Below are 18,121 nucleotides of genomic sequence, written 5' to 3'. Positions count from 1 at the left end.
TCAGTGTTGCACGTGTGGTTCTAGGGTAGATTAGCGATCGTAACCCTTTGATACCCCTTAATTGGGGTGAAAAAGTTAAAAATAACTGGTCCAAATTGAGTGATCGAGCCCGAGTGGAAGGTGAAATCATCAAGGTTTGGTAGTGGTTTCTATGTCATCATTTTTGCTGGGCCCAGGGTATGGACCTCTTTTTACGGTAAATGCTAAAGGTGTCCTTTGGTGAACTCCGACGGTTGGGTGGGGGTGTCCAGCTCCGCGGGACCACTTTTCTGAAGTAGTAGCATCTGTACACTAAGAAACTATGCTCATAGAAGTAACCGAGTTACGTTTTTCGTATAAAAAGGCTAAGTCCGTGTTGGACGGAATTTCGTGCTCTTTTTCCGGCGGAATTAATATCGTGCTCGGTTCTAATGGCGCGGGGAAAAGTACCTTAATGAGGCTTCTCGCGACAGAGCTTAAACCCCGGTCCGGCGTGATCAGGTATGACGGCAAAACAGTGGAACGAAAAAACCGTCCTACCATCGTCTCGCGCTTAGGTTGGGTGCCACAGCATAATGCGGTCGATACATCTCAAACTGTGCGGGACTTAGTTCAGACGGCAGCGTGGCTTCATGGTTATTCCAGGAGCGAGGCCCGGAGAGCAGCGTCCGAGGCCATTGCGCTCGTCCATTTGTCCGATATAACGAAGGCGACCGTTTTTCTTCGTTGTCCGGTGGCATGCAACGTCGGGCGATGGTTGCTGTCGGGATAGCGCACCGTCCCGACGTCCTTATTTTGGATGAGCCGACATCGGGATTAGACCCGAACCACCGGGCGTCGCTCCTGAATATAATTCGTCGCCTCAGTGAGAAAACCTCAGTCATTATGTCGACTCACATTTCCTCTGATATTGAGCCTACTGATCGTGTTCTTTTCCTTGATTCCGGACACATTGTCGCTGATGTGCGCTCGGAAGAGCTCGAAAGGAAATATGGAAGTATTGATGCTGCTTTCGGTCAATTGACTGCGGGAGTGATCTAATGGGGTGGCGACGACATCTCCGTTATTTTGTCCCAGTGCCCTTCGTTGCTTTTCTTTTATTCTCCGCGTGGCGAGTGGGCTACATTATTGGCTATTGGCCGGACGTTAACGAAGTACATTGTGAAACACTTGCCCTTATCGGAGTGTGCTTAGCGGGGTGTACTGCCTATGACATCGCGCGTCATGATGTTGACTATCTCCGCACGATATCGTCAACCTCCATAAGACTAAGCTGGTATCTCTGCGGGCTCGGTGCATTGTATGCATTGATATACAACATCGTAACAATAGTTGTGTTGTATGCCGTGTGTTTATCCGGAGATCCCGGCGGTTCTCCATGGTGGTCGATTCTGATTATGGGACTGATCTGGTCCCTGTTCTCCGTGGGGCTCGGCGGAGTTATTGGCCGATCACTCCATGCCAAACCGCGTTTAGCGGCGATTGTCGGCTTCATTGCGGGGATGGCCGTCGTGGTTCTCACTTTGATGGCAGGGCTGCTACGCGTAGTTCCGAAAATTCTATTCTTGAGGCCGTATTCATCGGGGAACTACGTGGGGTACGTAGAGCAATCAGTCCAATTACGTCCAGTTGTTGTTGGTGTTGTTATAGGAATTGCACTGGTAGCAGTACTCATTTTCGTCACCACGGCCGATTTGGTAAGGGGTAAAAAGCTTTTATCGTTAGCTCTACCTGGAATCGTTATCGTCTCTGTGGTGGCAACTCTCGTCGGAATAAATGGGCCTCTGGTGACTGCACGTGAGAAACCATCGAATCCTTCATGCACTCATTCAGCCGACGGTGCTCGGTATTGCAGTTGGCCAGAAGATGAATCCACTGTGCGTGAAGTGGATAAAAACTGGTCTGCCTTTTTGTCTGAATTGGACGAGTTGGGGTTCGGGGTCGACGCTGGTGAGTATGCTCCCAAAAGAGTTGGTGGCGACGTCACTTTGATGGCGGCTGACGCGGGACGATCCTCAACTCTTGTGTTCCATGACGTGGCTGAAACCGTCATTGCACAAGACAGCGATAAATCGGGGTGTGAGCTTTCCGAAAAGGATGGAGTATCGACTATCTATATCGTCGCAGAATGGATTGCCGATCATTTCGGAGACAAGCCAGTTCGCGACGTCATCGGTGGGGCGAATGGCCCGGGTACCAGTGATGCCCAGAAGTGGATGGACAAGAACGCTGAGGGGCGGCCATTTCAGGAGCAAGAAGAGCGAATTAAAAACATCACGGGGGATCTTAAGGCCTGTATAGCTTCTTCTGAGAAAGGCAATGCCCAGGATAATCCGGGAAAATAAAGCACCCTGAAGTGAAAGAAGTGTGAGGATTACATATGAGTAATAGCGTCTTCCCCTATCTCTGCCTTCGTGGCTGGCGTGAGGCGCTATTGCTGTGTTGCGTCGTCATTCCTCTGGTCTGGTTTCATGATTTTTCGCTCCCGCAATTGTTTGGTCCAGAACTGAGCATCCCTGTTTTCCTTCCGAATCTGGTCCCGGTGGTGATGGCAGGGGCGATGGGTGTTCTGCTGGGGAGTCAATGGTCGGAATCGTATGAGCGCGCCGTGACGTCCCGCTCGACGCAGCGCCCGCGCCTGATTCTGTCTGTCATATGTGTTCTCATCTTGGTTGCTGTAGACGGCCTGATGAGGGCTCGTTATCTGGGGTGGGAAACGGTTAGTTTGATCACCGCTCACAGCATTGTGGCTATTGGGTGTGCGGCTTCAATTGGTGGCCGTTGGGGGTCGGCCGTGTCTTTGCGCCTAGTGCCGGCTCTTTCTCTTATCCTTTGCCTCAGCCCGTGGTTTGTGGGGGAGAGCACGGCGTTGGGGAATTCGGTCGGGATCGGTACGAGTCCCGCGGTGTTGATAGGTGAGGCTGTTTTGGGGGTTATAGGTTTGGTCGTCTGGGTCCGTCAGGGCCGCTAGTTCATCTGGGTGCGGTGGCCCGTCACTGCCGACGTTCCTATCACGAGCACATCTACCCAAAATTTTTCTAAAAAATCTGCCTTGAGTGGAATAGACTCAACTTCGCGCTAGTTGTACTAGATGTGATTAAAACTTGCGTGACGTACACTCAACAATGATTATAGCAACGTTCGTCGTCGGCTAGCGGTCATCAACCCGGTCGGTTCCGCCGACTGAGCCACAAAGCTTCCGCCGCACAGGCCGCACACAGAACGGTCAACATAGAAACAACAAACACAGAACAACGAACAAAGAACAGAAAGGTGACATCATGAGCTCTTTTACACCCACAACACGCACAGCTGAAGCCCTCCAGGCTGCACTTCAGGACGCCTCGAAACGAGGTAACCCGGACATCCGCCCAGCGCACTTACTCGTCGCTCTCCTCGAGCAGGTCGATTCTATTGCGTCGCCAGTTATTCAGGCTGTCGGCGCCGACCCGAACCAGGTCCTCACTCGGGCACGAAGTCTGGTTGGCGGCTACCCCACCGCCAGCGGCCAACAAATGGCGAACCCGCAGTTCAACCGCGATTCCCTCAACGCGCTAACCACCGCGCAGGAATTAGCAGGCCAGCTGGGTGATAGCTACGTGTCCACCGAGGTTTTGCTCGCCGGCATCGCATCCGGCGATAGCGATGCAGCGAAATTGCTGCAGGAGTTCGGTGCCACCGCGGACGCGCTCAAGGCAGCGTTCCCGTCGGTACGCGGAAACCAAAAGGTGACCACCGAGGACCCAGAAGGCCAGTTCCAGGCCCTCGAAAAGTACTCGACGGACCTCACCGCCCGGGCACGCGACGGCAAAATCGACCCCGTCATCGGCCGCGACGCCGAAATTCGACGCGTCGTCCAAGTTCTGTCACGGCGGACGAAGAACAACCCGGTGCTCATCGGTGAGCCCGGCGTCGGTAAAACCGCCATCGTTGAAGGCCTCGCACGGCGTATCGTCGCTGGTGATGTGCCTGAATCGCTGAAGGATAAGAAACTCGTCTCGCTCGACCTCGGGTCCATGGTCGCAGGTGCAAAATACCGTGGCGAATTCGAGGAACGGTTAAAGGCCGTCCTTGACGAAATCAAGAACGCCGACGGCGAAATCATCACCTTTATCGACGAGCTCCACACCATCGTCGGTGCGGGTGCGACCGGGGAATCCGCAATGGACGCCGGCAACATGATTAAGCCGTTGCTGGCTCGTGGTGAGCTCCGGCTCGTGGGCGCAACCACCCTGGAGGAATACCGCAAGTACATCGAAAAGGACGCCGCCCTTGAGCGTCGGTTCCAGCAGGTGTACGTGGGTGAGCCCAGCGTCGAGGACACCGTCGGCATTTTGCGTGGGCTCAAAGAGCGCTACGAGGTTCACCACGGTGTTCGGATCATGGACTCCGCGCTGGTCTCGGCCGCGACGCTGTCCGACCGCTACATCACAGCCCGGTTCCTTCCCGATAAAGCCATCGACCTTATCGACGAAGCCGCCTCGCGGTTGCGCATGGAAATCGACTCCCGGCCAGAGGAAATCGATACCGCTGAGCGCGTCGTGCGTCGGCTAGAGATCGAGGAAATGGCCCTGGAGAAGGAGACCGACGAAGCGTCGAAAATCAGGCTTGAGCATTTGAAAGAAGAGCTTGCCGACGAGCGCGAAAACCTGAAGGCCCTGACCGCCCGGTGGGAGAACGAAAAGTCTGCCATTACCGAGGTGCAAAGTGTCAAGGAAAAGCTGGAGAAGGCCCGGTCTGATTCGGAAATCGCGGAGCGCGACGGCGACTACGAGCGGGTAGCAAAGCTGCGCTACGGCACTATTCCTGAACTGGAAAAGAAGCTGCACGTGGCCGAAAAATCCGTGAACTCCACCGAAGAGAACGCCATGCTCTCTGAGGAAGTCACACCCGAGACTGTGGCCGAAGTTGTCTCCGCATGGACCGGCATCCCCGCCGGCAAGATGATGCAAGGCGAAACCGAAAAGCTCCTGGCCATGGAGAAAGTTTTGGGTCGTCGCGTGGTCGGCCAGGACGAAGCCGTGAAGGCCGTGTCCGACGCGGTGCGCCGTGCGCGTGCTGGTGTTGCGGACGAGAATCGCCCGACAGGGTCGTTCCTTTTCCTCGGCACCACCGGCGTCGGCAAGACCGAGCTGGCCAAGGCGTTGGCGGACTTCCTCTTCGACGATGAAAAAGCCATGGTCCGCATCGACATGTCGGAGTACGGCGAGAAGCACTCCGTGGCGCGGTTGGTCGGTGCCCCTCCGGGATACGTCGGCTACGACGCCGGTGGTCAGCTGACCGAAGCAGTGCGTCGTCGGCCATACACGGTGGTCCTGTTCGACGAGGTCGAGAAGGCTCACCCCGACGTCTTCGATGTCCTCCTGCAGGTGCTCGATGAAGGCCGCCTGACCGATGGACAAGGCCGCACGGTGGACTTCCGGAACACCATCCTGATCCTGACCTCGAACTTGGGCGCAGGCGGGACCAAGGAGCAGATGGAAGCGGCCGTCAAGGCCACCTTCAAGCCGGAATTCATCAACCGACTTGACGACGTCGTTATGTTCGACGGTCTGACCAGCGAACAGCTGACCAAGATCGTGGACATTCAGATCGACGCCCTGGCCAAGAGGCTGGAGTCTCGACGCCTCGTGTTGGACGTTCACGACGATGCGAAGGAATGGCTGGCCAACCGCGGTTACGACCCCGCGTACGGTGCCCGTCCACTGCGTCGGTTAGTGCAGCAAGCCATTGGCGACGAACTGGCGAAGGAACTCCTCGCCGGGGATGTTCGCGACGGCGACGTTGTCGAGGTCACGGTGGCCGAGGGCGGAGACAAACTCGACGTCCACGGTGGTGGTGTGTCGACGCTGTAAGCGAGAATTTTTATAGCCCTTCCGGAGTGGTGTCCGGGAGGGCTTTTCGGGTTTCGTAACACTATTGGCCGTTAAGACAATGCTGGAGTTGGATGAGGTCTTCTTCAGGTGGTGGAGGATTGTCCGGACTCCCTGGAGCGGGAGTAGCTAGATAGAGCGCTGAACTCGCCTGCACATCTTTGCAGGAGTTCCCTATCGTTTGGCCAAGTTCGGAGGAAATATCCGTGCTCGGCAAAGCTTGGGGGACTGTGGGCGAGCGTTTGTGGTAGAGACCAAACTTAGCCATCGGGCTATCTGAGGGAGCGAAGGCATTATCGACCAAGTACAAAGTCTGCGGAAGGTATTGCTTGGCCGGTGCATCAGCATACAGATCACTTAGTGTGCGTGTCGCTGCATATAGAAATGGTGCATTCGTTTCGCTTGAACAAACTTGGCGGTTGAGCTCTGGAATTGATGCACAAGCAGTCAGTTTGTCCCGTCGGTCGGTGGAAACGTGATCGATCTGACTATGTCCCGCTATCAGCATGATGAGGGTGAGGATAAAAGCGACAGATGGGACCCAAATCCCTTTGCGTATGTGACCAATTGCGACTCCCGCTAGTGCTAACGCGGCGACAATAATAAAGAAAGCGCCAATAGTTGTTGCTGCTGAAATTGCCTCAGCGGTGACACCGGATGAGGGGACATCATGTGAAATAAGGAACCAGCTATTGGCGGCCAGAGCGATAACACTGACTGTGATGATAGGGATGAGAACAGCGTTAGTTACGGAAAGCGCTGGTTTTTTTAAGGAGTGCAATGGTGGGGTAGTTACTTAGTTTCTCCCAGACTGCGATCCCAGTGCGCCAGCGAGTTTGCCCCATAAAGGCTCCAATGGCCATAGCTACGGAACCGAAAACAAAAATGCCATTGAGACACGTGGAGGCTAATTCAGCTGGGCTGCCGCCCCAATTCTTTTTATCCTGGAGCAGGTAATACGAATAGCTTATAGTTATTATCAAGCCGATGGCGATTTGTTGCGTAATTCGTCGCCACCCGCGAGCTCGTAATTGTGCGACAGGAATATTACCTGCACGGTACACAGTGGAACGGCTAAAAATATTGGACTGGTGGTTGGCATGAAAACGACCCCGACCGACAGTGTCCTGACGTAAATATATGACGCTTAAAAGGATAAAACTGCCTAGGCAGAGGGGAATACTCAGGTCGATAGTGCCATCCGAGTAGAAAGACCCAGGACTTCGCAAAGCGCCATATACGGTGTCCCAAACAGTTGGATACTGTGGCCAGGAAAATAGCATGGATCCCGCTGCTGCGATGAGCGGGAGAACCCATATCCGAGTTTGTCCTAGAAGTTCGCGCCCAAGCAATCCAAGTGTGAGAAAGCCAAGAATATTTCGAAATATGGCAACAGATCCAAAATCGGTGAGATTAGTGGGATAACAGACGATCGAGACAATAGCTCCGGTAATAACGGCAGATGCCAACAGAATAAGTCGACGCCGGGTGAGCGATCTAGGGGCACAGAGATCAGGTTTTGTCTCGTGACTGAAGATGAATACTAAAGGCAGGCTTGCAATAAAACTCAGCCACAATGGTTCAATTTCAATGGTGCCCCCGTTAGACTCCAAGGTAAGAAGGATAGCCATTCGCAGCGCGAGCGTAGACACCACGGCGATAACAATATTGTGTGGTAGCCGATGAAAACGTGCCCATAACCACCAGCCTGGTGTTTTTCGTTGCAGTACCATGAGCTAGCGCTCACCTACTAGGTCTAAGTACTGGGCTTTCAGCTCGGGAAGCTGGCGGGTATGGCAAAACTCATCCCACCCTCCGGAGAACATGAAAGCGCCCCGGGACATGACGGTGAGGGTGTCGGCGATGTCAATAATGTCTTCGACAATATGAGTCGAGGTAAGGACGACGGCATCTTGAGCAACAGCCGCAACGATTCTTCGAAGTGAATCACGCTGTGCCATGTCAAGTCCGGCCGAAGCTTCATCAAGTATGAGTAGACATGGGGAACCTACCAGCGCAGAAGCGATTCCGACGCGCCGTCTCATGCCGCCGGATAGTGACGCAATGGTGGCATCCGCTTTGTCTGATAGCTCTGTCAGATTTATCAACCGATCAACTTCGGCCGACACGTTCCCATCCGGTATTTGTTTGAGCCAGCACATATAAGCCAAATGCTCCCGGACGGTAAAACGTGATTTCGGCAGGTTCTCTTGTGGTAGATATCCCAGAATGTGCCGCAGATCCATGCCTGTGTAGTCATTCCGATTAGCCAAATCGGGAGCATTGTCAGTAAAACGAAAACTTCCCGACGAAGGCTTACGTAATGTAGCGATTACCTCAAGTAGTGAAGATTTACCCGCACCATTGGGGCCCAGCAGGGCATGAACACCAGTTCCCAAAATTAGATTGGCATCCTGCACCGCCACCGTGGAGCCGTATTTCACGGTCACATTGTCGATGCATAAATGCATGTCAAACTCCCTTGTCTGAAATTAACTCAGCTTTGGAAACTAATACTATACGAAGCCTACCCTCAATACGTGGGAGCAACCGGACGGCAGGTTGTTAGAAGGTAACCGTTGTCGTTACCAGGAGCATCTCACAACCTGCCATACTGCAGTCTGGAGCTCGTCCGCATAAGCTAGTGCCCATGACCGTGTACGTTTCTCCAGATATCTTGTCCAAAGCTATCAACAAATCGAATCGTACTAGTATCTTGAGCACCCACTGGTCCAGTGGAAGCCGCACCGCGTATTCGAGGTTCGTGTCCGAACACATTCCGGACGCTCAGTTCTGCCCGCCAGAGTTGGCCCTCACGGGGCTTCCTTCGCGCGAAGCCGGGCGTAACCCGCTTCCGAACAAAGGGATCCTGCAGGACTGGGTCTACAAGTGGGGCCTGGACAAGAAGACGCCGATCATCATTTACGGCCAGCACCACGGCATTTTCTCCGCCCGCGCCTGGTGGATTCTCAAGTGGGCTGGGTTCACCGACATTCATATTCTCGACGGTGGCCTTCCGGCGTGGGAAGACGCCGGCCATCCCGTCATCGCCGGGCCGGGGAGCCTCCCGCAGCGGTTCCGCACAGAGATCACCGTCGGCAATATGCCCACCATTGAAGCCGATGAGATCGACCAGTGGATCAAGGATGGTGGTTTTCTCCTTGATGCGCGCGACGAGCGTCGTTTCAATGGGATCGCCGAAAAGTTGGACTTCCGCGCTGGCCACATCCCGGGTGCGATCAACATGCCGGTCCAGGACTTTTATAACGAGGACCGGACGGTGCTGTCGCCCGACGAGATTCGGGCACGGTTCAACAGGGCGGGAATTACCGACGGCTCGAAAGTGGCTGTGTATTCCGGATCCGCGCTGCACTCGTGCGCGATGATTGCCGTGATGGAGCATGGTGGGATCGACGGTGCCACGCTGTTCACCGGTGGTTGGTCGCAGTGGGCGGGGAATCCTGAGAATCCCATCGAGCGCTCGGGCGATTAAGCATTGCGCGACCCCGTCACCGCCCGAACCATGTGACGTTCGTGTAAATATTTCTGCCCGTCGGGGGTAACCTACCGGCGTCGTGCCTGGTCATTGCCTCGAAATGAGGTGAGTAGATGACGAAGTGTGCTCGACATGTCCGGGGTTGCAGATATAGTCGAGTGACGAACATGCCGTTACGAGTTGCAACGGGAGAGCTTGCTTTCCGCGCCGGGCGCATTGTGCTTCCGGCCAGGAAAGTAGCGCCGTAGGAGCAAACCCTCCCCGGGAATCTCTCAGGCCCAGTACCGCTGCAATGAGGCACCACTGGAAAGAGCTGTGCATGCAGCCGCCGAAGGAGAAAAGCAGACCGAAACAACGCCACCTGGAGGGTTCTATACATCTGTAGGGCTCCATGCAGGGCCAAACACAGCGCGTTGCTCAGGCTGCCGAAGCTCTCAGGTACAGGAGACAGTGCGGGGGAGGCGACCGGTCATCGCCTTCGACGAATGGGAAACAATGTCTCATCCACAGTCTCAGCAGCAGTCCCCCCAACAGGCTCACCCGAAATTCGATCCGCAGAACACGCAGGGTGCGGCCCCCGCGTCTATTAAAACCACGGCCGACCTCACCGCGCCGTTGAGTTCACCGCGTGTGTCGGCCGCGTCGTTCCCGGCGCGCCACATCGGCCCCAACTCGTCGAGCATTCAGCAGATGCTGCAGACTTTGGGGTATTCGTCCGCACGCGAACTTGCCGAGGCAGCGTTGCCTGATTCCATCAAGAACCGGGATCTCAATCTGCCGCCTCGTCGCACTGAGCAGGACGTATTGTCCGCGCTGCAGGTGTATGCCGATAAAAATGTTCAGAAGAAGCAGCTGATTGGCGCGGGTTATTATGACACCGTCACGCCGTCTGTGATCAGGCGAAACATTGTGGAAAACCCGGGGTGGTACACCGCGTATACGCCGTATCAACCGGAGATCTCGCAGGGCCGCCTGGAGGCGCTGCTGAATTTCCAAACCGCGGTGGGGGATTTAACCGGGTTCGACGTCGTTAATGCGTCGCTGCTGGATGAGGCCACTGCCGTCGCGGAGGCCGTTCAGCTGATGATCCGCGGTGGGCGTCGGCGTAAGGGTGGGGAGTCGGTTGTGCTCCTCGATAGCGCCTGCCACCCGCAGGTGATCGCGGTTGTACGGTCGCGTGCGAAGGCTGCTGGTATTTCGCTTCGCGTATCGACGATTACCACCGACACGATTGCCGACGAGGAGAATCTTGCCGGCGTCGTTATTGCTCAGCCCGGGACGACGGGTGAGGTGCGTGACCTGAAGCCCCTGATCGACGCCGCGAAAGAGAAGAAAGCGCTGGTCACGGTGGATTGTGACCTTCTTGCGCAGACGCTTCTGGCATCGCCGGGTGAGCTTGGCGCGGACATCGCGGTGGGTTCTGCGCAACGCTTCGGTGTGCCGCTTTTCTTCGGTGGGCCGCATGCGGCGTTTATGGCCGTGACAACCTCGCTGACCAGGAAGATGCCGGGCCGCATCGTCGGTGTGTCGAAGGATGAAGAAGGAACTCCCGCGTATCGCTTGGCCCTGCAGACCCGCGAGCAACATATTCGACGCGACCGCGCGACCTCTAATATCTGCACGGCGCAAGCGCTGTTGGCTGTTGTGGCCGGCATGTACGCCGTGTGGCATGGCCCGGATGGTTTGAAAGAGATCGCTGGCCGTATTCACGCGCATGCTGCTGCACTGGCCGACGCCGTCGTCGCGGCTGGTCTTCGCATTGAGCATGAGACGTTCTTCGACACTGTGACCGTGAAACACAGCACTGATAATGCAGCGCGTATTGCCGTCGCGCGGGCCCTTGAAGAGGGCTTTAACCTGCGAGAACTCGGTGGCCGGCTGGTTGGCATTTCCATTGGTGAATCCACGACTGACACGGATATTCGTCAGTTGGCCGCGATATTGATCAGCGCTGAGGGGCGCGATAGCGGTTCCGGGCCTGACAGTTTGGATGAAGTGCGTGAGCTCACCGCCGGGCTACCTGGTGATCACCGCGATGTGGCGACGGCCGGGACAGCGCATCTGCCTGCGGATCTTCTTCGTCTCGATGAGATTTTGACGCACCCGATCTTCCACGCCATTACCTCAGAAACCGAAATGATGAGGTATCTGCGCATGCTCTCCGACCGCGACCTCGCCCTCGACCGCACCATGATCCCGCTGGGATCGTGCACGATGAAGCTGAACTCTGCAGTAGAGATGGAGCCGATCACGTGGCCGGGCTTTGCTTCGATTCACCCGATGGCTCCCGACGACCAGACGGCGGGGTGGCGTGAACTTATCCACGACCTGCAGGACAGTCTGGCGGAGATGACCGGCTACGCGGCTGTGAGCGTGCAGCCCAACGCGGGGTCGCAGGGCGAATTCGCTGGTCTGCTGGCTATTCGCCGCTACCACCAGTCGCGCGGCGATAATGAGCGCACCATCTGCCTGATCCCGGAGTCCGCCCACGGTACCAATGCGGCGTCGGCGGCATTGGCTGGTCTGAAAGTTGTCGCGGTGAAATCTCGCGACGACGGATCCATCGACCTCGATGACCTGGACGCGAAGCTGGAGAAGCAAGGCGACAAAGTTGCCGCCATCATGATCACGTACCCCTCCACACATGGCGTCTACGAAGAGCATGTTCGTGACGTGTGCGATAAGGTCCACGCGGCCGGTGCGCAGGTGTACATCGACGGCGCCAACCTCAACGCGCTGGTCGGCTTGGCGAAGCCCGGGCAGTTCGGTGGCGACGTCAGCCACCTTAACCTGCACAAGACCTTCACGATTCCTCATGGTGGCGGCGGCCCCGGCGTCGGCCCGCTGTGTGTTGCTGAGCACCTGGTGCCGTTCCTGCCTACTGATCCGATGGAAACAACAAGTGACGACGCGGAGCGCCCCGGTGATGATGCGGAAAGCTCTTCCGACGGCGCAGAAGGCTCCGACGAGGCCGCGTCCGAGGCGCACGGCGTGCCGATTGCCGGTGCCACCTACGGTTCCGCCGGAGTCGTCCCGATCTCCTGGGCATACATCGCGCTCATGGGGGGCGACGGCCTGGCAGCCGCGTCGGAAATGGCCCTGGTGAATGCCAACTACATCTCTCACCAGCTCGCCGACGATTTCCCGACCCTGTACACGGGCAAGAACGGTTTGGTTGCGCACGAATGCATCCTTGACCTGCGCGAGATCACGAAACGCTCCGGGATCACCGCGGAGGACGTTTCCAAGCGGCTCATGGACTTCGGCTTCCACGCGCCGACCCTGGCCTTCCCCGTGCCTGGGACTCTCATGGTGGAGCCCACCGAGAGTGAGGACAAGGGCGAACTCGATCGCTTTATCGAAGCGATGCGCACTATCCGCCGCGAAATCGATGAGGTGATCGACGGCACCGTCGCCGAGGAAGATTCCGTGATTCGCCACGCCCCCTATACGGCCTGGTCAGTGACGCGCGACGACTTCGACGACGCCGTGTCCCACGGCCACTTCACTCGCGAGAAAGCGGCATTCCCCGTCCCTGGCCTGCGTCGGACCAAGTACTTTCCACCAGTTCGCCGCATTGACAATGCCTACGGCGACCGCCATGTGGCGTGCTCGTGCCCGCCCTTGGAGGATTTCGCCATCACCGACGATGAATTCAACAGCCTGGATAAATAGGCACCCACACCAGCACCAATTCCACATACCGCAGCACTAACCCCAGCGATGTTGACAGGAGAACGCGACGTGACAGACCAACTCGCCACAGGATCCGGCGCAGGATCATCCACCCCGCAGAAGACCGCATTGCACGATGTCCACGAGGAACTCGGCGCCCGCTTCACCGATTTCGGCGGCTGGGATATGCCCCTCAAATACGGCAGTGAACTGGACGAACACAAAGCCGTTCGCACGGACGCCGGCATTTTCGACCTCTCCCACATGGGCGAGGTCCGAGTCAGCGGCCCACAGGCAGCCGAAGCGCTCGACCACGCACTGATCTCACGGTTATCCGCTGTGGCCGTCGGCAAGGCGAAGTACTCCATGATGTGTACCGAGGACGGCACCATCATTGACGACCTCATCACCTACCGCTTCGGCGACGACGAATTCCTGGTCATCCCCAACGCCGGCAACGCCCCCACGGTGGCCGCGGAATTAGTTTCCCGCGCTGAGTCCTTTGACTGCACCGTGGCCGACGAATCCAGCGAAACGTCGTTAATCGCGGTCCAAGGCCCCAACGCGGAGCGCGTCTTGGCCTCGCTCCCCGGCGCGGATGTCCGCAACCTGGCCGAGGTGAAGTACTACGCCTTCTTCCGCGGCACCGTCGCCGGGCACGACGTGATCATCGCCCGCACGGGATACACCGGGGAGGATGGGTTCGAGATCTTCGTCCCGAACAGCGGTGCTCACGACGTATGGGCCGCGATCATGGGTACCGACGCGGTGACGCCATGCGGGCTGGCTAGTCGCGATACGCTCCGCCTGGAGGCGGGCATGCCTCTCTACGGCCACGAACTGGACCGGTCACACACCCCGGTCGACGCGGGCCTCGGCGTGTTGGCGGCGACGAAGAGCAAGGACGCCTTCGTCGGCCGGGACGCCATCGTCGCTGCGAAGAAGAACGGTGCGGCACGGAAACTCGTCGGGCTGAAAGGGGACGGTCGACGAGCTGCCCGCGCTGGCTACACCGTTTTGACCAGCGAAGATAAAGAGGTCGGGGAGGTCACCTCGGGCGCATTGTCGCCGACACTCGGCTACCCCGTGGCTATGGCCTATGTGGACGCGGACGTCGCGGAACCGGGAACCGCGCTTTCCGTGGACATTCGTGGTAAGCATTATCCCTACACGGTGGTTCAGCTTCCGTTCTATAAGCGCGACCGCTAGCCCCAACAATCGACCCCATCAATCGACGGTAAAGACCATTCATCCGCAGCGACGAATGCGGATAACAATGCGAAGGAGATCCTGATGTCCAACGTTTCATTGCCCGCTGACTACCTGTACTCCAGCGACCACGAGTGGATCGACAACGACGCCGCCGAGCCCGGCGACACCGTCCGCGTCGGCATTACCCATGTTGCCGCTGATCAGCTGGGCGAGATCGTCTATGTTGACCTGCCCGACGTCGGCACGGAGGTCGAAGCCGGAGAGGCTTTCGGTGAGGTGGAATCCACCAAGTCAGTCTCCGACATTTTCGCTCCCGTCTCGGGCGAAGTGGTCTCGATCAATGAGGACCTTGGCGACGACGCCGGCGTGATCAACTCCGACCCCTACGGCGATGGCTGGCTGTACGAGGTTCGCATCTCTGACCTTGGGGAGTTGTTAGACCAGAGTGCCTACGCCGCCGAGAACGATATTGACGTGTAGGGTCTGTCAGCGAATAACTGGTCAACGACGGCTGCCACTACTCCCTGTCGGGCTCGACGGCATGATCCCCAGGGGCAGGGGCGGCGGCCTTTGTGTGCGGGTGGAGGCATTGTCCGCGTAAGCGGATAGACTATCTAACGATGAATTCCGCAGTTTTCCTGATTCTTGGCGCTCTGCTGCTCCTCGCGGCCGCAGCGCTGCTGTGGGCTGCCAACCGACCGGCTGATGATAGGGAGTGGCGTCGAGTTCTCAACCGCCGCGCCGGCGTGCACGAACGGTCGACGTCTTCCCTGGTGGGGCGGGGTGACCGTTCGTTTGAAGGGGAGAGGGCGTCTGGCGATTCGCGCGGTGCGTCTGATGACGTCCCGTTTAATGATGCCAACGCTGGCTCTGGTGACTCATTGCCGCGCCGTCGCAGAAACCCGCGCTTTAATCCCCAGCAGACCCAGACTGCGGATGAAGCATTCTCACATTTCGGTGTGCACCCACATGTAGGGGCGGAAGACGAGCGCGCTGATCAGGAATGGTCCGACGCTGGCCTGCCTGGTAACGACGTCTCGATGACGCACGCGGATGAGCCAGTGGATTCCCCGCGCGGAATGGACTCCCACGATGACGGCGAGGACAACTCGTTTGCTGTGACGCATAATGACGGGAACGAACGTCGGGACACAGTTTCGTCATCCGGTAGCGTCCCCGCAGGTAACGCGGTTGCCACGTCGGAATCGACGGCGGATTCATCAGAAGATGCAGCTGCAACTACAGATACACCAGCAGAATCACCAGAAGACACTGCCGAGGAGTGGTTCGCGAACCCCACGCGAGCGACCCGTCGGGCACGTCGATCATGGGCAGCTGAGCATGGATGGCAGTTTGATCGCACCGATCCCGACTTGGCTCACGAGTGGGCTGACCACGTCGGCACGTCTCCGAGCGAAGCCAAAGACGTCGTCTCGGGACGGATGCGCGCACGCCGCGCCCACGTCGCCGACGTAAACGACAACTCCTACCTGGGATTACGCCGATCCGGATCCTCCGACATACTCATCGACTTCCGAGACCGCGACCGCTGGGCACCGCAGAACCAGTCCAGCGAAGCCCCCGGCCACATCAAACCTCCTCGGCCCGACCAAGAATACGTGGGATCGTGCGGAGGATTCGAGGTGTTCTCCTCGGACCCCCTATCCGTCCGGCTCATGATGGATTCCCGCGCCGACCGCGCACTCGCCCACCTCCGCGGGGCAACCGCAGCCATCGTCATCGACCCGTGGTGGATCCTCGTCCGGTGCAACCGCCGCCCCACCATCGACGATATCCCCAGGATATTCGCCTATATCGCCGATCTTGACGACGCCACCCGCGTCCTACCCAACCCGACAGCCGAATACTTGGACATGACGGATGGGGACCCCGGCCGTGCATATTCGTACGACATCTTCACCCTGGGCGACGGCCCACGGATGCAGGCCGTGCCCGACGCTGGCCTCGCCGATCAACCCGGTACCGCCAGCCAATCCGGCAGTGCCGACGTCGGCAATAATGATGAGCCGGCCGGCCAGGAAGAGCGCTCTGGCACGGATGCTCACATCGGATGGTCGGATCGGCCCGAGTTCCGCCACGAGTATGTTGATTTGCCGCGCCGGGATCGAAGCCGACGAGAGGGGACCACGACGGACGACGAAGTGTGGGATGAAGTGGGGAAATCCACCGGAGATATTCCCGTTGTGGGTAGCGATCCTGACCACTCGGGGGCGCATGAGCGGTCCGGGCGAGTCATTCGTGTGGAGTCTGATTACGACAAGTCCACCATTTTCGGCGACCCGCCGTCGGAGGGGCGGCACCGCAAGAGCTCGGCCCGGCGAGGCGCGTCTCACCGTCGGGAGGATGACGATGTGCCCATCGTCGATGGTGAACTCGAGCCCGAGAATCGGCTAGACCAGGATTAAACGGAACTACAAGCCGGGCGATAACAACCCAGCAGCCAAAAGGAGTTTCTTTTCATGACGGATCACACTAACCCAGGAGCGAAGGATGCCCAGCCTACGTCTGTTGCTCAGCCCACGTCCGCCGCGCAGAATTTGGACCCAGAGCGCCGGACCCGGCTGGCAGAGCTGGTCAAAGAGCTGGCAGTCGTAATGGGGAAAGTGACCTTATCCTCCGGCAAAGAGGCCGATTATTACGTCGATTTGCGCCGGGCGACGTTGCATCACGAGGCATCGCCATTGATCGGCGCTCTTCTGCGGCAGCTCACCAAGGATTGGGATTTCGACGCCGTCGGTGGTCTGACCTTGGGCGCAGACCCCGTCGCCGACTCCGTTTTGCACGCACCCGGCCGGTCCATCGATGCGTTTGTCGTGCGCAAAGAGGCGAAGAAACATGGCATGCAGCGTCGCATTGAAGGCCCCGACATTAAGGGCAAGCGCGTCCTCGTCGTCGAAGATACGACAACCACAGGAAATAGCCCATTGACCGCGGTCAAGGCGGCACGCGAAGCGGGGGCCGAGGTTGTCGGTGTCGCTACCGTCGTGGACCGCAACACGGGCGCGGCCGATGCCATCCACAAGGAAGGGTTGGAGTACCGATCCATCCTGGGGCTGAAGGATCTCGGACTTGAGTGATTCACCCCACGCGGCGGATCCCCACGCGTCAGGCTCAGGCACGGTCAAACCACCAGCTGGCGTCGGTGCCACCGAGTGGAATCCGCACCCCGTCGGCGTTGGCCCGTGGGAGGTTGAGCATCCTGGCCAACCACGTCCGACGGATGATCGTTATGATCCCACGCTCTTGGACGAGGGCGACCGGCGCAATGTCGTTGACGCGTACCGGTATTGGAAGCGCGAGGCCATCGTCGCGGACCTGGACACGCGCCGCTTCCCGTTCCACGTTGCGATCGAGAATTTCACGTCGGACCACAACATCGGGACCGTCGTGAGGACCGCGAACGCGTTTGCAGCGGAGGCGGTGCACATCGTCGGCAAGAAGCGGTGGAACCGTCGCGGAGCCATGGTGACCGACCGCTACCAGCATCTTTATCATCACTCGACGGTTAACGACGTGCTCCAGTGGGCGCATGAGCATGATCTCACCGTGATTGCTGTGGACAATGTGCCTGGTTCGGTTCCTGTGGAAACGGTCGGGTTGCCGGAGCGGTGCGTCCTCCTGTTTGGCCAAGAGGGGCCGGGGGTGAGTGAGGAAGCGCAGCGCGGTGCTGTGCAGACGGTGTCGATTGCCCAGTTTGGTTCAACGCGGTCAATTAATGCGGGGGTTGCGGCGGGGATCGCGATGCATGCGTGGGTGAGGCAGCACGTGGACCTGTCGCGAGCGTGGTGAGTCGCGCGGGTTCTCGGCGGCGACCACCAGCGGGGCCGCGCAGTACCTGCACAGCGCTCGCCCAATCGTGTGGGTT

Annotated in this window: 13 protein-coding genes, 1 pseudogene and 1 riboswitch; of the genes and pseudogenes, 11 read left to right on the top strand and 3 right to left on the bottom strand. The window is 58.2% G+C overall.

Annotated elements, in window-relative coordinates; genetic code table 11:
* The first annotated feature begins 301 nt into the window (after nt 1-301).
* The 4 genes and pseudogenes from ACWORE_RS06435 (at nt 302) to clpB (ending at nt 5,834) form a co-directional block, all read left to right on the top strand.
* Nucleotides 302-1,020: pseudogene (locus ACWORE_RS06435) on the top strand (ABC transporter ATP-binding protein).
* A gap of 356 nt (nt 1,021-1,376) precedes the next feature.
* Entirely contained in the window at nt 1,377-2,324 is a 948-nt protein-coding gene (locus ACWORE_RS06430) for a hypothetical protein (RefSeq protein ID WP_455303201.1), read from the top strand.
* A 35-nt stretch (nt 2,325-2,359) separates the two neighbouring features.
* Nucleotides 2,360-2,950: a hypothetical protein gene (locus tag ACWORE_RS06425; RefSeq protein WP_406605514.1), complete on the top strand. Its 591-nt coding sequence runs from the start codon at nt 2,360-2,362 to the stop codon at nt 2,948-2,950.
* Nucleotides 2,951-3,260: 310 nt separating this feature from the next.
* Nucleotides 3,261-5,834, top strand: coding sequence for an ATP-dependent chaperone ClpB (gene clpB / locus ACWORE_RS06420; protein WP_455303200.1), 2,574 nt, complete (start codon nt 3,261-3,263; stop codon nt 5,832-5,834).
* A gap of 61 nt (nt 5,835-5,895) precedes the next feature.
* Here clpB and ACWORE_RS06415 read toward each other — a convergent pair whose 3' ends face one another.
* From ACWORE_RS06415 to ACWORE_RS06405, 3 genes are all read right to left on the bottom strand, one after another.
* Nucleotides 5,896-6,156 carry a hypothetical protein gene (locus ACWORE_RS06415; RefSeq protein WP_455303199.1) on the bottom strand — a complete coding sequence of 87 codons (261 nt, stop codon included), beginning with the start codon at nt 6,154-6,156 and terminating at the stop codon, nt 5,896-5,898.
* 439 nt (nt 6,157-6,595) lie between these two features.
* Entirely contained in the window at nt 6,596-7,585 is a 990-nt protein-coding gene (locus ACWORE_RS06410; RefSeq protein WP_455303198.1) for a hypothetical protein, read from the bottom strand.
* Nucleotides 7,586-7,588: 3 nt separating this feature from the next.
* On the bottom strand, nt 7,589-8,323 hold the full coding sequence (locus ACWORE_RS06405; protein ID WP_455303197.1) for an ATP-binding cassette domain-containing protein: 735 nt from the start codon (nt 8,321-8,323) through the stop codon (nt 7,589-7,591).
* Between the two features lie 293 nt (nt 8,324-8,616).
* Between ACWORE_RS06405 and ACWORE_RS06400 the strand changes: the two genes are divergently transcribed.
* The 7 genes from ACWORE_RS06400 (at nt 8,617) to ACWORE_RS06370 (ending at nt 18,045) form a co-directional block, all read left to right on the top strand.
* Entirely contained in the window at nt 8,617-9,345 is a 729-nt protein-coding gene (locus tag ACWORE_RS06400; protein WP_169302936.1) for a sulfurtransferase, read from the top strand.
* A gap of 179 nt (nt 9,346-9,524) precedes the next feature.
* A riboswitch (glycine riboswitch) is annotated at nt 9,525-9,645 on the top strand.
* Nucleotides 9,646-9,843: 198 nt separating this feature from the next.
* Entirely contained in the window at nt 9,844-13,023 is a 3,180-nt protein-coding gene (gcvP, locus tag ACWORE_RS06395) for an aminomethyl-transferring glycine dehydrogenase (RefSeq protein ID WP_455303196.1), read from the top strand.
* Between the two features lie 69 nt (nt 13,024-13,092).
* Nucleotides 13,093-14,232 carry a glycine cleavage system aminomethyltransferase GcvT gene (gene gcvT / locus ACWORE_RS06390; protein WP_455303195.1) on the top strand — a complete coding sequence of 380 codons (1,140 nt, stop codon included), beginning with the start codon at nt 13,093-13,095 and terminating at the stop codon, nt 14,230-14,232.
* A gap of 84 nt (nt 14,233-14,316) precedes the next feature.
* Nucleotides 14,317-14,715, top strand: a complete 399-nt coding sequence (gene gcvH / locus ACWORE_RS06385; RefSeq protein WP_012730971.1) for a glycine cleavage system protein GcvH — start codon at nt 14,317-14,319, stop codon at nt 14,713-14,715.
* Between the two features lie 140 nt (nt 14,716-14,855).
* A complete protein-coding gene (locus tag ACWORE_RS06380) occupies nt 14,856-16,661 on the top strand; it encodes a hypothetical protein (protein WP_455303194.1) in 1,806 nt (601 codons plus the stop codon).
* A 189-nt stretch (nt 16,662-16,850) separates the two neighbouring features.
* Nucleotides 16,851-17,333 (top strand): orotate phosphoribosyltransferase, encoded by a 483-nt coding sequence (pyrE, locus tag ACWORE_RS06375; RefSeq protein ID WP_455303347.1) that lies wholly within the window; start codon nt 16,851-16,853, stop codon nt 17,331-17,333.
* Nucleotides 17,326-18,045 (top strand): TrmH family RNA methyltransferase, encoded by a 720-nt coding sequence (locus ACWORE_RS06370; RefSeq protein WP_455303193.1) that lies wholly within the window; start codon nt 17,326-17,328, stop codon nt 18,043-18,045. Before pyrE ends, ACWORE_RS06370 begins: the two co-directional genes overlap by 8 nt.
* Nucleotides 18,046-18,121 lie beyond the last annotated feature (76 nt).

The organism is Corynebacterium sp. c7Ub_26 (assembly GCF_053760365.1).
This window is presented reverse-complemented; position numbering and strand designations above follow the sequence as displayed.

Coding starts and splice junctions, on each gene's coding strand:
- ACWORE_RS06430 (WP_455303201.1), top strand. CDS start 1,377: ATGGGACTGATCTGGTCCCTGTTCTCCGTGGGGCTCGGCGGAGTTATT.
- ACWORE_RS06425 (WP_406605514.1), top strand. CDS start 2,360: ATGAGTAATAGCGTCTTCCCCTATCTCTGCCTTCGTGGCTGGCGTGAG.
- clpB (WP_455303200.1), top strand. CDS start 3,261: ATGAGCTCTTTTACACCCACAACACGCACAGCTGAAGCCCTCCAGGCT.
- ACWORE_RS06410 (WP_455303198.1), bottom strand. CDS start 7,585: ATGGTACTGCAACGAAAAACACCAGGCTGGTGGTTATGGGCACGTTTT.
- ACWORE_RS06405 (WP_455303197.1), bottom strand. CDS start 8,323: ATGCATTTATGCATCGACAATGTGACCGTGAAATACGGCTCCACGGTG.
- gcvP (WP_455303196.1), top strand. CDS start 9,844: ATGTCTCATCCACAGTCTCAGCAGCAGTCCCCCCAACAGGCTCACCCG.
- gcvH (WP_012730971.1), top strand. CDS start 14,317: ATGTCCAACGTTTCATTGCCCGCTGACTACCTGTACTCCAGCGACCAC.
- ACWORE_RS06380 (WP_455303194.1), top strand. CDS start 14,856: ATGAATTCCGCAGTTTTCCTGATTCTTGGCGCTCTGCTGCTCCTCGCG.
- pyrE (WP_455303347.1), top strand. CDS start 16,851: ATGGGGAAAGTGACCTTATCCTCCGGCAAAGAGGCCGATTATTACGTC.